This window comes from Shewanella sp. 1311, assembly GCF_059338235.1.
The window spans coordinates 1,257,235-1,273,171 of the sequence record NZ_CM181686.1; the positions used below are offsets into that span (position 1 = coordinate 1,257,235).

The 15,937-nt window shown below is 44.4% G+C and carries 13 protein-coding genes; 7 read left to right on the forward strand and 6 right to left on the reverse strand.

Annotation, left to right across the window (positions count from 1 at the left end; genetic code table 11):
• Positions 1-68: 68 nt before the first annotated feature.
• Positions 69-911, reverse strand: coding sequence for an HDOD domain-containing protein (locus AC5YB3_RS05680; protein WP_006082674.1), 843 nt, complete (start codon positions 909-911; stop codon positions 69-71).
• A gap of 341 nt (positions 912-1,252) precedes the next feature.
• On the opposite strand from AC5YB3_RS05680, the gene trhP reads away from it, so the two are divergent.
• The 3 genes from trhP (at position 1,253) to AC5YB3_RS05695 (ending at position 5,264) form a co-directional block, all read left to right on the forward strand.
• Positions 1,253-2,620 carry a prephenate-dependent tRNA uridine(34) hydroxylase TrhP gene (gene trhP, locus AC5YB3_RS05685; protein ID WP_011847485.1) on the forward strand — a complete coding sequence of 456 codons (1,368 nt, stop codon included), beginning with the start codon at positions 1,253-1,255 and terminating at the stop codon, positions 2,618-2,620.
• A gap of 4 nt (positions 2,621-2,624) precedes the next feature.
• Positions 2,625-2,876 (forward strand): YfhL family 4Fe-4S dicluster ferredoxin, encoded by a 252-nt coding sequence (locus AC5YB3_RS05690; RefSeq protein ID WP_006082676.1) that lies wholly within the window; start codon positions 2,625-2,627, stop codon positions 2,874-2,876.
• A gap of 498 nt (positions 2,877-3,374) precedes the next feature.
• Positions 3,375-5,264 carry a S8 family peptidase gene (locus AC5YB3_RS05695; protein WP_494526723.1) on the forward strand — a complete coding sequence of 630 codons (1,890 nt, stop codon included), beginning with the start codon at positions 3,375-3,377 and terminating at the stop codon, positions 5,262-5,264.
• Between the two features lie 118 nt (positions 5,265-5,382).
• Here AC5YB3_RS05695 and ubiT read toward each other — a convergent pair whose 3' ends face one another.
• Complete coding sequence (gene ubiT / locus AC5YB3_RS05700; protein ID WP_106651277.1) at positions 5,383-5,916, reverse strand: ubiquinone anaerobic biosynthesis accessory factor UbiT; 534 nt, start codon at positions 5,914-5,916, stop codon at positions 5,383-5,385.
• A 137-nt stretch (positions 5,917-6,053) separates the two neighbouring features.
• On the opposite strand from ubiT, the gene ubiU reads away from it, so the two are divergent.
• The gene (ubiU, locus tag AC5YB3_RS05705) at positions 6,054-7,064 is read left to right on the forward strand and encodes a ubiquinone anaerobic biosynthesis protein UbiU (RefSeq protein ID WP_494526724.1); all 1,011 of its coding nucleotides are present in this window, start codon (positions 6,054-6,056) and stop codon (positions 7,062-7,064) included.
• Between the two features lie 41 nt (positions 7,065-7,105).
• Positions 7,106-7,999, forward strand: coding sequence for a U32 family peptidase (locus tag AC5YB3_RS05710; protein WP_494526725.1), 894 nt, complete (start codon positions 7,106-7,108; stop codon positions 7,997-7,999).
• A 148-nt stretch (positions 8,000-8,147) separates the two neighbouring features.
• On the opposite strand, the gene AC5YB3_RS05715 is transcribed toward AC5YB3_RS05710, so the two are convergent.
• Complete coding sequence (locus AC5YB3_RS05715; protein ID WP_494526726.1) at positions 8,148-8,876, reverse strand: DUF998 domain-containing protein; 729 nt, start codon at positions 8,874-8,876, stop codon at positions 8,148-8,150.
• A 694-nt stretch (positions 8,877-9,570) separates the two neighbouring features.
• Here AC5YB3_RS05715 and AC5YB3_RS05720 point away from each other — a divergent pair.
• A complete protein-coding gene (locus AC5YB3_RS05720) occupies positions 9,571-10,929 on the forward strand; it encodes a YjiH family protein (protein ID WP_494526727.1) in 1,359 nt (452 codons plus the stop codon).
• 238 nt (positions 10,930-11,167) lie between these two features.
• On the opposite strand, the gene AC5YB3_RS05725 is transcribed toward AC5YB3_RS05720, so the two are convergent.
• On the reverse strand, positions 11,168-12,202 hold the full coding sequence (locus tag AC5YB3_RS05725) for a transposase (protein WP_494526728.1): 1,035 nt from the start codon (positions 12,200-12,202) through the stop codon (positions 11,168-11,170).
• Positions 12,203-12,685: 483 nt separating this feature from the next.
• On the opposite strand from AC5YB3_RS05725, the gene AC5YB3_RS05730 reads away from it, so the two are divergent.
• The gene (locus tag AC5YB3_RS05730; protein WP_494525734.1) at positions 12,686-13,642 is read left to right on the forward strand and encodes an IS1595-like element ISSod11 family transposase; all 957 of its coding nucleotides are present in this window, start codon (positions 12,686-12,688) and stop codon (positions 13,640-13,642) included.
• A gap of 690 nt (positions 13,643-14,332) precedes the next feature.
• Here AC5YB3_RS05730 and AC5YB3_RS05735 read toward each other — a convergent pair.
• Positions 14,333-15,289, reverse strand: coding sequence for an IS1595-like element ISSod11 family transposase (locus AC5YB3_RS05735; protein ID WP_494525734.1), 957 nt, complete (start codon positions 15,287-15,289; stop codon positions 14,333-14,335).
• A 2-nt stretch (positions 15,290-15,291) separates the two neighbouring features.
• Positions 15,292-15,624, reverse strand: coding sequence for a hypothetical protein (locus AC5YB3_RS05740; RefSeq protein ID WP_494526729.1), 333 nt, complete (start codon positions 15,622-15,624; stop codon positions 15,292-15,294).
• Positions 15,625-15,937: the final 313 nt, after the last annotated feature.

A 15,937-nucleotide genomic window follows, 5' to 3' on the forward strand; every position in this document is an offset into this window, starting at 1 on the left:
AGCTTATTATCAAATGACACTGCAATTCAGTGTTCACGTGCCATTTGAGTTCCATTTAGGCCTAACGATTATTGGTAACTTTCTCTAATTGAATGGAATTTTTCCATAAACTCATCACTGGCTAAATCATCGGTTGTCACGGGTAAACCGCGGGCGACAAACACACCAAGACGTTGTTCTAACTCAGTGCCTGCACGTAATTCACCGGTATAGAAGGCCGCTGCACGGATAAAGTCGAGATAGGTGACGTGATCGGGCAGATAAGGTAAATCGGCCCAGCGCTCAACCACTTCCATCACTTCGGTAGAAAAATCCCAACTCTTTAACACAGCACGACCTAATGGCCCCTGCATTTTACGAACGAGCGCGCGTAATTGATCAATGCTCGTAAATAAATGCGGCTGCGCCTCAGCTTCGGTCAACACAGGTAAAGCGCCAATGTTATGTACGAGTCCGGCTAAGGTTAAGGTATCAAAATTTAATCGACTGGTTGAATGGCGTTTATTATACATCTGCAACATGGCACAGGCGGCTGCGGTCACATCGATTGAGGTGCGCCACACTTCATCCATCACTTCCCACACCATTTCATTGGTGGAAATGAATAATTGCTCCATCGCCACCGAAGTTGCGATGCTTTTAATTTGAATTAAACCAATGCGAGAAACCGCACTGTTAATGCTTTCAGCGGGTACGCCTCGGCTGTATAAGGCGCTATTGGCCACCTTAATGATACGGGCAGAAATCGCCGCATCTTGGCCGATCACTTCAGCCACTTGTTTAAGGCTCGCATCGGAGCGTCCGACCACTTCTTGCACCCGCATCGCCACTTCAGGCAACGTCGGTAGCACTAAAGCATCATCTTTTAGTTTTTTTAATAAACTGACTAACAGTAGATGTTCGGTAGACATCTTAGCTCCCATCAATCTGTAAACATGAACATTGGATAGTTGGAGTATATCAGCTGACCGTCATTAGATACGTAGAAAAAAGCAACGGACGTTAATAAATTGTATGATTGCGTTATCAATTTTGGCTTAATTATCGGCCGTAATCTTCTGCATCAATCATCACCAGAGCTGAAATGTTTCTCGCTGCTTGCTCAAAGCTAAACTCGCTATATTCGTAAAATGTGAAGTACCACTAAAGTTAGTAAGGGCAATTTGCATAACCCTACTTTCATTGTGTAAAATCCCGCCCCCGCGCACCGCGCCATTTATTCATCGATTAATTAACCAATTTGAGAGTGATTATGTTTAAACCTGAGCTGCTGTCTCCAGCTGGAACCCTGAAAAACATGCGCTACGCCTTTGCCTATGGTGCAGATGCCGTGTATGCCGGTCAGCCGAGATATAGCCTAAGGGTACGTAACAATGACTTCAAAATGGAAAACCTTGCCACAGGCATACAAGAAGCCCATGCGCTGGGTAAAAAGCTGTATGTTGTGAGCAACATAGCACCCCACAATGCCAAGCTGAAAACTTATATCAAGGACATGGAACCCGTAGTGGCGATGAAGCCAGACGCGCTGATCATGTCCGATCCGGGTTTAATCATGATGGTACGTGAAGCGTTTCCCGATCAAGTGGTGCATTTATCCGTGCAGGCAAACGCCATCAACTGGGCCTCGGTCAAGTTTTGGCAAACCCAAGGCATCAAACGTGTGATCCTGTCGCGCGAATTATCCTTAGATGAAATCGAAGAAATTCGTCAACGCTGCCCAGATATAGAACTCGAAGTATTTGTTCATGGCGCCCTGTGTATGGCGTATTCAGGCCGTTGTTTACTCTCGGGTTATATCAACAAACGCGATCCAAACCAAGGCACCTGCACCAATGCTTGTCGCTGGAAATACGACGTGCATGAAGCGCAGCAAAACGACAGCGGCGACATCATTGCCATGCCTAATGCAGTACAAATCGAAACTCCGACGACTTTAGGTGCGGGTGCGCCCACGGATCAAATCTACCTACTGCAGGAAGCCAATCGTCCCGGCGAATACATGCCAGCCTTTGAAGATGAGCATGGTACTTATATCATGAACTCTAAGGACTTACGTGCGATTCAACACGTTGAGCGCCTGACCAAAATGGGTATAGACTCACTTAAAATTGAAGGCCGCACTAAGTCTTTCTATTACGTCGCCCGCACAGCACAGTTGTATCGCCGCGCGATTGAAGATGCTTCATCGGGTAAAGATTTCGACCGCAGCCTAATGAATCAATTAGAAGGCCTAGCCCACCGTGGTTATACTGAAGGCTTTTTGCGTCGCCATGTGCATGATGAATATCAAAATTATGACTATGGCTACTCAGTCAGTGACACCCAACAATTTGTGGGTGAACTGACGGGTAAACGTAACCTTGCAGGACTGGCTGAAATCGAAGTGAAGAACAAGTTTTCCGTTGGCGACAGTGTCGAGCTGATGACACCGCAGGGCAATATCAGTCTGACGATTGAACAACTTGAAAATCGCAAGGCTGAAGCGGTTGCAGCGGGCTTAGGTTCTGGGCACACTGTGTATCTGCCCGTGCCAAAAGAAGTCGATTTGAGCCACGGTATTTTGCTGCGTAACCTGCCCCAAGGTCAGGATACGCGCAACCCACATGAACTAGGTTAAGGTCATGGCATTACTGATCGACGATAGCTGCATCAACTGCGACATGTGTGAGCCTGAGTGTCCTAATCAGGCCATCACTATGGGCGAAGAGATCTATGAAATCGATCCCGACCGCTGCACCGAATGTGTGGGGCATTACGACAAACCGACTTGCGTGTCTGTCTGCCCAATTGATTGCATCGACCCAGATCCAAACCGCGTCGAATCCAACGACGAACTGTTAGTGAAATTTGCCGTGTTAACGCAAAAAGCTTAATCACTTCGCCAGACCGAGTGGTTATCTAACCTCTCGGTCAAATCTACCTCATCCCCGCCTAAAACAATGCAACAGACATGCATATAAACAGTATGCGAAACTATTTAAGCGCATAAATCCGAGCATTCATTCCTGGTTTACTAAAAACACTACTTTAGACTGACTCTGATTTAGTTCTGCCAGTCAAAAAACTAACAGACGGTATTTATCCCTTCTTCGCAATTTATAGTTCAAGACATAATGTCGCTTGATAAATCACCACTTTTACAAACATTGTTACTTTAATAGACTGAGAGTTATTATTTTGACGCTTATTTGTACAACTAAAAAATCATTCCAGTAAAAATTCACTCAGGCCCAAATTGTAAATCAAGTGTTACATTTTGATATTGTGAATGAGCTAAGCCTTAAGCATTAAACTGGGCAGGTTGAAAATACCTTCTACATTGGATTATGTCTCGAAGTCCGTGGAGACATAAAAAGAAAATGGAGTTCAACATGCATAAGAAACATTTAATAGCAGTCGCGGTCGCAACTGGACTAGCTTACTTCCCTGTTAACGCTAATGAATACCAAGCGACTATGGTGAGTGTCCCACAATCTAAAGCCATCAAAGATACTTACATCGTTGTATTCAATACCCCAAGTGTTCTTAATCTAAGTAATAACAACACCATAGCTGAATTCGCGGTTCAACAAGCCGAGAGTTTAGTCAATCAATATGATGTCAGAGTGATGAAAAACTTTGGCAATGTGCTCAACGGTGTACTCATCAATGCCAGTGCCCAACAAGTTAAGGCACTGCTTAAAGATCCAAACGTGAAGTACGTAGAACAAGATCAAGTGATGTCAGTAACGCCCATGATGGAAGCCAATGCGGACCAACCGAGTCCGACCTGGGGCATAGACAGAATCGATCAACGCAACTTGCCATTGGATAACAACTATCACACGGATTACGATGGATCTGGTGTGACCGCCTTTGTTATCGATACTGGGGTGCTTAATACACATAATGAGTTTGGCGGCCGCGCAAGCAGTGGCTATGACTTTATCGATAATGATTACGATGCGACTGACTGTAACGGTCATGGTACCCATGTGGCCGGGACGATTGGCGGCTCAACCTACGGTGTCGCGAAAAACGTCAATGTGGTGGGCGTCAGAGTGCTCAACTGTTCAGGTTCTGGCAGTAACTCTGGCGTGATTGCAGGGATAAACTGGGTGAAAAACAATGCTTCTGGCCCGGCGGTCGCGAACATGAGTTTAGGGGGCGGCGCCTCCCAAGCCACGGATGATGCCGTCAATGCCGCCGTAGCTGCGGGGATCACCTTCGTTGTCGCGGCCGGCAATGATAATAGTAACGCCTGTAACTACTCTCCAGCCCGCGCAGCGGATGCCATCACTGTCGGTTCAACCACCAGTAACGATTCCCGCTCGAGTTTTTCTAACTACGGGACTTGCCTTGATATCTATGCGCCCGGTTCGAGCATAACTTCTTCTTGGTATACCTCAAATTCAGCGACTAATACCATTAGTGGCACCTCAATGGCTTCCCCCCATGTGGCAGGCGTCGCGGCATTATACTTAGATGAAAATCCTAACCTCTCCCCCGCACAGGTGACTAACTTACTCAAGACGCGCGCCACTGCGGACAAAGTCACAGATGCTAAGACAGGCTCACCGAATAAGTTACTGTTTTCACTTGCAAACGATGATGGAGGCTGTGGCAACGATTGCCCAGTTGACGAGACTCAGCTGCAAAATAATGTGGGTATTGCGATCAGTGGAACCACAGGTTCAGCGACTTATTACTATATCGATGTCCCCGCAAATGCAGCAAGTTTAGGCATCAACCTCGCGGGGGGCTCTGGCGATGCGGATATTTATGTGAGCCAAGGACAAAAACCGACTACGACCAGCTATCAATGCCGCCCATATCAAAATGGCAACAATGAGAGCTGTAATTTCACTGCACCTACGGCGGGTCGTTGGTACGTGATGGTTCAAGGCTATAGCAATTATGCCAACGCCCAGCTGACAGCCAGCTACAACCTCAATGGCGGCGGAAATTGTACCGATACGAACTGCTTAACCAATGGCGTACCCGTCACGAATTTAAGCGGAGCAACGGGAACTGAAGCCCTGTATAAAATCGTCGTCCCAGCGAATAGCCAACTCAATATTACCACCAGTGGCGGGACTGGAGACGTGGATCTGTATGTCAAAGCAGGGGCTGTCCCAACGACCACCAGCTATGATTGCCGTCCCTATAAAAACGGTAACAATGAAAGCTGTTCAATCACCGTGACTCAAGCGGGAACTTACCATGTGATGTTACGTGGTTATGCTAATTACTCGGGCGTTCAGCTGAGTGCAAGCTACTAGCGAGTGAATCGGTTCAGTGAATTTTGACTCACACTTAAGCCCACTAAGGTAACAACTTAGTGGGCTTTTTAGTGGTTTATTCAGAAGCCAATCCCGCGAAATGGCATTAATCACTTGATCAATAACTTGGAGACTTAGCGAGGATAACCGTTGGTTTTGCTTCGAGTTGCAAACGCTCGATCACAGCTGCGAGCTTTTCAACGCTAAGGCGAATTGGGGTCGGCATACTGGCAAATTCGATACTGAGCAGCAGGTTTTTCACTTCGAGCCCTAATTCTGTATCGCCTTCAATACTCAACTTACGCTGGAAGAATAGCGTATCAGGATCTTCCTTTGCTGCTGCCACTAACACTAGTTCAGCCGAATTGGCACTAAAGCTCACCTGCGCGTCGGTCAACTCTCTGACTTGCCACTTGCCATTAAAACTCACCTCAAAGGCCAGATTTAAATCATCCACTCGGATCGCAACCCATTTATCACTCAAAAATCCGAGTTCATCGTCTGCTGCTTGCTCGGCGAGTAATAGCCCAAGTAATTGGCTGATCACTTTCGCTTTGAGGCTAAAGGGCATTTTAGCAAGGGGAAAGCCAATGGCTTTTGGAGTGAATTCTAAAAGTTGCTGAGCGATTTTTGCGGAAAAAACAGCGGACATGGCGTAAACCCTACAAGAATAAAACATATATATCCCAGTTTATCGGGATTTTATGATCTTAAACCTGTTTTAAATCAATTCATCGCCATTCAATCTTACCTACACTCAGCGGCTATCATTTTATCGGGAGCATCACTATGGAGCTGTTGTGTCCAGCAGGAAATCTGGCCTCGCTAAAGTCGGCATTGCATGCCGGAGCCGACGCAGTGTATCTAGGACTAAAAGACGACACCAACGCGCGCTCGTTTGCAGGATTAAACTTCACCCCCGCAAAGTTGCAAGAAGCCACTGAGCTCACGCAAAAATACGGCAAGAAAATCTTCTTAACCTTAAACACTTTCCCAAAGCCCGGCGAAGAACATCGTTGGTATCAAGCCATCGATCTCGCCGCAAAACTGGGAATGGATGCGTTGATTGTTGCCGATCTTTCTTTGCTCGATTATGCCCATAAACATTATCCACACTTACCGCTGCATTTATCGGTGCAGGCCAGTGCGACTAATCTGGGCGCGCTGAGCTTTTATAAGGAAGCCTTTAACATCGCCCGAGTCGTACTGCCGCGGGTGTTATCGATGAAACAAGTGCGTGACCTTGCCAAGGTTAGCCCAGTGGATTTAGAAGTGTTCGCCTTCGGTAGCCTGTGCATTATGGCCGAAGGCCGTTGCCAGCTGTCATCCTATGTAACGGGACAATCGCCCAATACTGGCGGCTCTTGTTCACCGGCAAAACACGTGCGCTGGCAGGAAGAAGGTCAGAACCGATTAACGCTGCTCAGTGATGTGTTGATTGATAAGTCGGCCCTCGACGAGCAGATGGGTTATCCCGTGGTATGTAAAGGCCGTTACATCACGGAAGATCAAGATTCGCCGCAGTATTTACTCGAATCACCAACCAGTTTGAATACCTTAAGCCTACTGCCAGAACTCGCTAAGGCGGGCATAGTGTCGTTGAAAATCGAAGGCCGCCAACGCAGCCCAGCCTATGTTGAGCAAGTCACAAGAGTTTGGCGTCAAGCCATAGACACCTATCTGGATAACCCAGAACTGTACTCAACAAGCCAAAACCAACCCCATTGGGAACAAGCCCTTGCAAAAGTTTCCGAGGGTCAAATCACTACACTTGGCGCCTACGAGCGTGATTGGCAATAAAAGGTTAATGAACAGAGCACCAGATTAACAAAGGACAAGTTATGCATATTTCCCTAGGCCCGCTGTTGTATTGCTGGCAAAAACAACAGGTCACTGATTTTTATCAGCAAGTCGCCGCCAGTCAAATCCCCTTAGTGTATTTAGGCGAGGCCGTCTGCAGTCGCAGACGCGAACTCAAATGGGGCGATTATCTAGAGCTGGCGCAAATGCTCAAGCAGGCCGGTAAAGAAGTGGTGATTTCAACGCTGGCGTTAATCGAAGCACCATCGGAATATACTGAGCTTAAACGCCAAGTCGATAACGGCGAATTTATGGTCGAAGCGAACGATATGGCAGCAGTCTATCTCGCCAACGAGCACAAGCTGCCCTTCGTCTGCGGCGCGAGTATCAATAACTACAATCGCGCCAGTTTAGACATTTTGCAGCGATTTGGGATGCAAAGGTTTGTGATGCCAGTGGAACTCTCAAAGGCTTGGCTTAGCCAAGTGATCCAACAAAAGCCGTCATTTGAAGTGGAAGTGCTCGGCCACGGCTATTTACCCCTCGCTCATTCGGCGCGCTGCTTTACCGCTAGGCACAAACAGCTCACCAAAGATCATTGTGAAACAGTGTGCAGTGAATACAGCAAAGGGCTACTCGCGCAAACCCAAGAGCAGCAGCCTTTGCTCAGGCTCAATGGGATCCAAACTCAATCCGCTAGTTGTTTAGATTTACGCAGTGAAATAACGACAATGGCAAAGATGGGGGTCGATGTGTTTCGGGTATCACCCAGTAGTCTTGACTGCATCGCCACCGCCAATGCCTTGGTCGATGCGATTAACACGCCTGAAAATGCTCAAGACTTCTCGATTGGCAGCGATGCGAACCTAGAGACAACCCAGTGCAACGGCTATTGGTTTGGAGAAGCAGGCCTTGCTGTGCATGCCAATCCCTAGCCCGACTCAGAGCCTTAGCCAGAGTCTGAGTCTGAACATGAGACTGAGCTTAGGCAGAACATGAGACAGAGCTTAATCTAACGAGGAATCTGAGCGGGAACCATAATCTGGATTTAAGCCAACATCGACGTTAACTTAAGGAATGAGTTTAACCAGTACTATTTCGATCTTGGCTGGTTCGCTCTTGGTTGGAGTGTAACTGACTCAAAAGCAGCACAGTGGTCCAGCACAATAGACTGCCCAGCCCTATCCATTCCAGTAGGGCTGGCCACCACAAACTAGGACGCGGTAGCTGCAATACCATCTCCTGATAAAACGGCCTATCCCCTTCGGTCAAACCTAAATCCAATTGCGGCGCATACAGAAACGTCATCATGCTGTACAGCACAATGAGAGCTAATAACCCAGTCCAGCGACCAAAATGAGACTTGCCGAAAAAAACTAAGGCTAAGTAGAAAATCGCACTTAAGCTTCCCAGATAGAAAAACCATTTCAGCCCTAAAACGTGCAAGTGATACACGTTCACTGGAAATAATCCCACGCTCGCTAAGGCCAGAAAAGTGCATGCCAGACTGATAAAGAAGGGGTATCCCCAGAAAGATGTCACTTGCTGTAACGAAGACAAGCAATAGAAGACGAGACTTAAACTGCCAAAAAACAATCCCCCGTTGAGGATCACAGCAAAAGACGAATGGCCATAAGTCCCCAATTCGCTTAGGGTATGATTTAAAAAATTAAAGCGATGGGATTCGGCGTCGTCAAATCCTAAAACAGTCATCACAATACCGATTAAAAGCCCAAAGATCCCCAGAAAACCAAACTTAATGGCCAGTGTCGAGCCGCCTTTAATCTTAACCTTCTCTACTTTTGCAGTCATGAATACTTGAGTTGGATAGGAATGATACTAACTTACATGGAAATGAGAAGATTTAAAGCGGCGGGTATCCGCTTTATGAATAATATTTTTACTTTCATCGTTATTAGCGACTTTTTAGTCAGCCTCCAAAACATCAAGATGCTGAGGAAGATCACTATTATCTCTAAGCAGATTTAACTGCCTGTCGCATAAAAATGTACCGAGCAGCAAAATACACTGAACATAAGCGTGGCATTCTTAAACAGTGCTTACCCACGCTATATAGAAAGTGTTATCACGACAGTCCACTTAAATCGCACAAAAAACCAACCAAGAGGGCTGTAAGGCTAAAGTTGCTGATGTTTTTTCGTGCAAAAACAACATCTCAATCGTTTTAACTACATCATCATACAAGCGATTAACCCCTCAGAAACAATAACCCATAACACCATGTTTGTAATAATTTTTTATGTGAAACCATCCAGAAGTATCGACCTAATATCACCGACAACTTAAGTAAAATAACTATGCTGTTTTGCTGCTTATATCAAACTAACTAGCGAATCGTTTTACATAGACAAGCTAAGCGAGTAATCTTCCCCATTCTCGTTTTTGAGTTGAATTTAAATGCACCTTAATCGGCGTCAACAGCGCGTTATGTGCGGCTATTAATTCAAATTTACCATGTACGACTCGTACTTTAAGGTGTACAAAATTGACTACTGAAAATAAAAATCGAAACATTAAGACGATACTCACCTTTATCGTCCCTTCGCTGATCGGTCTGTTGTTATTTATGACCCCTATCAGCTACAACGATGCGATCACGATTCCAATCGCGATTATCTCTAAAGCTCTGCAAGGCGCATTGAGCGGCGTGTTAACCCTCATAGTGACGATGATTATCGTGACTACGGCGCTGGCCTCTTCGCTTTCAAAAGCATTTAAGCCTAAGTTTGTGACCCAGAATCACTTCCTTAATGCCTTATTAAATGTCAGTCCTTTATGGTTGATCACGCGGATCATAGGTGCGGTGTTTGTCGTGCTGACCTATTTAGGCTTAGGCCCAGAGACTATTAACTCCTCAAGTACAGGTGCATTAGTCTTAAACGACTTACTGCCTGTACTGTTCTCGGTGTTTATCTTTGCGGGTATGTTGTTGCCGCTGCTGCTGAACTTCGGTCTACTCGAACTGTTTGGCACACTGCTAACCAAAATCATGCGCCCCGTGTTCAATCTACCGGGTCGCAGTGCAATTGATTGTATGGCCTCATGGTTAGGTGATGGCAGTGTGGGTATTTTACTGACCAGCAAACAATACGAAGCACGTTTTTATACCCAAAGAGAAGCGGCCGTTATCGGCACCACGTTTTCGGCAGTATCGATTACCTTCAGCCTAGTGGTGATCTCACAGGTTAAGTTAGAGCACATGTTTGTGCCCTTCTATTTGACTGTGTGTCTCGCTGGTTTTGCCGCGGCTGTGATTGTGCCTAAGTTGCCACCGCTATCGTGGAAGAAAGACAACTACATAGACGATACTCCACGCATGCCAGATGATGAGCTGATCCCCGCGGGTCACAACGCTTTCTCTTGGGGTTTTGATAAAGCCTTAGAAAAAGCCGCCAGTGCCGGTGGCATCAAAGCCGTTTTGAATGAAGGCGTTAAAAACGTTGTCGATATGGTGTTTGGCATTATCCCTGTGGTAATGGCCATTGGTACGCTGGCGCTGATTATTGCCGAGCACACGCCTATCTTTAACTATCTAGGTATGCCATTTATTCCATTACTCGAATTACTGCATATCCCAGAAGCCACCGAAGCCTCTAAAACGATTGTGGTGGGTTTTGCGGATATGTTTATTCCGTCAATTCTGGCCAGCTCAATTGAATCGGATATGACTCGCTTTGTGATTGCGGCCTTGTCTGTGACTCAGTTGATCTACATGAGCGAAGTGGGCGCATTACTTATCGGCAGTAAAATCCCGGTGAACTTTGTTGAGCTCTTCGTGGTATTTATTCTACGTACCTTAGTGACACTGCCTGTTATCGCGGGTGTAGCGCATTTATTGTTCTAAAAGCTAACGGCACAATAGCTCAGCTAAAAGGGGAGTCAGGTTAACTGACTCCCCTTTTTTGTAGTAACTCATACACGAACTGACAGTTTTGATTATATCGTATGACTTAATCGTACAACCTCCACTCGTAACCACACAACTCACGTTTGGACAAAAGCGAGCTGCGTTTTGCGTGGAATCGTCTTCATTTCGGATAAATAAACATAATCCTCAGCGCTGATCCTGAGCAGTGATGAGCTTAAGGGTGTAACGCTTCGCTTGAGGCTTTACCTTTACACCATTTGCCGCTGTTGTGCTGTTTTTTAAACTCGCACATGCTATCCCATCGACCACTTATGCCACTGTATTGGCGACGAAATTCTTTGGCTGACGTGAGCCACGCCTCGGGCGCAATGCCTAATTCATTGAGCAGTTTGGGCCGCTGATTATCAATAAAGCCTTTTTTATCATGGCGCATAACGCGTCCCGTCCAATCAATCAGTTCGAGATAATCGGCAAAATGAAACGGAATGCCCGCTTGCTCATTCAGGTGTGCTGCACCATCGAATTGGGCAAGAGAGTTGTGGGGAATGTGAGCTTGATTGGTTGAGGAATCTGTTTGTAAGGTTGAGATGGTTAATGGGCGATTGGGTGAATCTAGCGAGTTAATTCGCTCCTGAATCGATGTAAAATCAGAGGATTGCAAAGAGTCGGCGATACCCGCTCGAATAGGATTTAAATCGACATACATCATACACGCCAGCAGAGCTTGCTCATCTAACAAGGCTTGCGACTTAAAGCGGCCTTCCCAAAAAGCGCCTTTACATTCATCTTCACGATTGGCCTTACGGGCAATTTCTTCATTTAAACAGCGCATAAACCAAGAGATACTGCTCAGTCGCTCATGCCACTCGGCGAGTAACGCATCAAGTAACATCACTTCACCGTCGATTAAAGCATCACCATTCATATACTTAGTGGCGACAGCATGGCCTTTAGTGATTTGACACCAGCGATTAATAATATCTTTTTGCGTTAGCGATTTGGCCTTGTCGACATCAATTTTAAGTACTAAATGATAGTGATTACTCATCACCGCATAGGCGTAAATATCAATGCAGAAAATCGCAGATAATACCTTTATTTTATCAACAATCCAGCCGCGTCGATGCTCGTAACTGCGACCCGTGAGTTTATCCTCACCGCACAAAAAAGCCCTTCGAACACAGCGATTTATCACATGATAGAAGGGCGTCGCATTAGCATCAATTAGCTGTCTTCTGGCCGAAGTCATTGCAAACTCCACACAGACAAAATCAAGGTAATGTAAAGCCTAGTTGAAGGTGCTAAAAAACACAAAAAGATATGGCTGTCCCCTTTATTCTTCGGCTGTCCCCTTTATTCTTCAGATAAGCACTGCGTGTACGGGCCGAGTAACCACGTAAACGAATCTCATCATGGAATTGTTGCAGAAGTGATGACATGGTAGACCTCCTAGGTGAGGGGTTATCCCTAGGAGTAAGTGTGGAGCAGTGGTTCGCTTTAGGCTCCGCGCAGCGGCTTAGTTCAACATTTTATTAGTGCGCATGCGCGTTTCCAAACCTATTAACTAATTTTGGAAAAGTATATGCAATTAATTTTAAAGGGTTTTGTTAATTTTAGGCTGGATAAACGCGCAAACTAATGAGTGTAAAACACTCAAAAGCATCTAAATTTAAATACGACTGTATACCCATAAGGGCTATCCATTTAGCACCACCAGTGTCAATATGTAGTAATGAAAACTTCATCGTATCTATTAAAAGCTGGCGTCGATTACCCTACAAATTGGGACGAATTTGTTGATTGGTTTCATGATGAACAATCTTGCACCAGCTACCTTTATGCACTTCGTTGGCCAAACGGATTCATTTGTCCAAGCTGTTCGAGCCATCAATCACCTTATCAGTTAAGTAATGGCAAGTTAAAATGTCATGCTTGCCGTTCTCAATGTTCAGTAACATCAAGTACACTTTTTGACAAAACAAGAACCCCCATGAAAAGTTGGTTTGCAGCTGTTTGGTTTTTTACAAATCAAAAGAATGGGGTCAGCGCTCTTGGAGTCCAAAGGCTATTAGGTCTTGGGAGTTATCAAACAGCTTGGTCTTTAATGCACAAGTTAAGATATGCCATGGTTGATCCTGAAAGAGATAAACTGTCCGGCATCGTAGAAGTTGACGAAACATTAATAGGTGGTGTCATTCCAAAATCATCTATTAAAAATCAACAGGGTAAACGTAAAGCTGTAGTTTTGGTGGCTGTTGAGCTGCTATCACCCTCTGGATTTGGGCGAATACGTTTAAGGCAAGTAGAAAGTGCAACTAAAGAACATATCCATCAATTCATTCAAGATGTAATAGAACCTGATAGCACAATTTGTAGTGATGGTTCTCAAGCATACAAACAAATAGACAAAAAAGGATATAAGCATAATCGGATAGTGCATTTAGGTTCATCTGTACCTGCACATGAAACAATGGCTGGGGTACATCGAGTCTCATCATTATGTAAAAGATGGCTTTTAGGTACGTATCAAGGCGCGGTAAAGGCTAAGCAACTTGATTATTATTTAGACGAGTTTACATTTCGCTTCAACAGAAGAAATTCAGATTCACGGGGATTATTATTCTACAGGTTGCTTGAACAAGCTGTGCGCTCTAAGCCAATAACGTACCAATCAATTAAAAATCGATAACCACAATATATAGTGGTTGGTTGTGCTAAGTGGATAGCCCTTATACCCATACATTGTTATGTCGCTTTACGGTAGGGCCAAACATTCGTTAAATAGATGAGATTTTGTAGGGCAATTTATTCGTCCGTTTTCGACTCACTAAATGAATGCTAGCAAGCTTTGGGGCAAGCTTGGGCTGTAAATGTACCGTGAGAAGCCCACTCTTTTTATACGTCTAAAGCTACTTGTCTTTGGTAAATGTCCCTGGGAAGAATGCATTAACTAGAGATTTAAAAAACATAATCCAAAATATAAATAAACCAAACAAATAATAACTAGAATCACTGGTTTGAACTGCTTGAATATTGGGTCTCATGTATTGATATGATAGAAGTATTTCAGTATCAGACTTTAATTGAAAAATTAAGCCATCTTCATGCCAGATTGAAACCCTTGTACCAATATTCAATTCTCTTGCCAGCATTCTACACTTTATTTCGCTAATCCTATCGGCAGTAAACAAATCTGGGAATGACACGATATTTAGATGGAAGTACGTATCGACTCTATCTGACTTGCTATAAGTCACTTCTTCTCTTCGGCATTCTACAGAATCAATTATTGTCGAATACTTATGTACTTTTGATATATCAGTCACTGTGTATTTAAAAGGGCTATCCACTTAGCACAACCAACCACTATATATTGTGGTTATCGATTTTTAATTGATTGGTACGTTATTGGCTTAGAGCGCACAGCTTGTTCAAGCAACCTGTAGAATAATAATCCCCGTGAATCTGAATTTCTTCTGTTGAAGCGAAATGTAAACTCGTCTAAATAATAATCAAGTTGCTTAGCCTTTACCGCGCCTTGATACGTACCTAAAAGCCATCTTTTACATAATGATGAGACTCGATGTACCCCAGCCATTGTTTCATGTGCAGGTACAGATGAACCTAAATGCACTATCCGATTATGCTTATATCCTTTTTTGTCTATTTGTTTGTATGCTTGAGAACCATCACTACAAATTGTGCTATCAGGTTCTATTACATCTTGAATGAATTGATGGATATGTTCTTTAGTTGCACTTTCTACTTGCCTTAAACGTATTCGCCCAAATCCAGAGGGTGATAGCAGCTCAACAGCCACCAAAACTACAGCTTTACGTTTACCCTGTTGATTTTTAATAGATGATTTTGGAATGACACCACCTATTAATGTTTCGTCAACTTCTACGATGCCGGACAGTTTATCTCTTTCAGGATCAACCATGGCATATCTTAACTTGTGCATTAAAGACCAAGCTGTTTGATAACTCCCAAGACCTAATAGCCTTTGGACTCCAAGAGCGCTGACCCCATTCTTTTGATTTGTAAAAAACCAAACAGCTGCAAACCAACTTTTCATGGGGGTTCTTGTTTTGTCAAAAAGTGTACTTGATGTTACTGAACATTGAGAACGGCAAGCATGACATTTTAACTTGCCATTACTTAACTGATAAGGTGATTGATGGCTCGAACAGCTTGGACAAATGAATCCGTTTGGCCAACGAAGTGCATAAAGGTAGCTGGTGCAAGATTGTTCATCATGAAACCAATCAACAAATTCGTCCCAATTTGTAGGGTAATCGACGCCAGCTTTTAATAGATACGATGAAGTTTTCATTACTACATATTGACACTGGTGGTGCTAAATGGATAGCCCTTGTATTTAAACAATAAGAGAGCTAAAACCAAAACATTTACAATGAAAAAGCCAACAAGAAATATTGTTCGAACGATAACTGAACCATTAGATGAAAATTCGATAATGATATCATCTTCCTCATTGTCTCGAAGATCTTCGAACGTATGTTCCTTTTTTATGAACTCCCCTCTATCTTTTCTACGTTGGATTTCATCACATAATTGTTTATACCTTTCCGGATACTTATCTTTATTAATATTTTCATTAACATCCAACAATTCGTCCACTGTGTACTTTGTATAATCAATTAACACGATACTTCCCTTTACCTTAAGGATGAAATCAAAATCGTTTCTGGAGACATTTTGATGGTAGCGTAACTTTAAACCATGAAACGAGCAAGGAAGAAGACCCTCTCTGAACACTCAGTCGCAGTACAAAATTTAGGTCAAGTTGGTGAGGTGCTAGGCGAGAACGGAAGGCTTCTCTGGCAAGCTTTGGGGCAATAGCTTTTTAGCTAAACGAACAGCAGAAGTGTTAATTAAGATTGGCATTGTTGCAACTGTGACCGTTGGCGGCATGGATGCCGTCGTCGAGCCCTCAGGGACGAGTTTATGGCGAGTCACA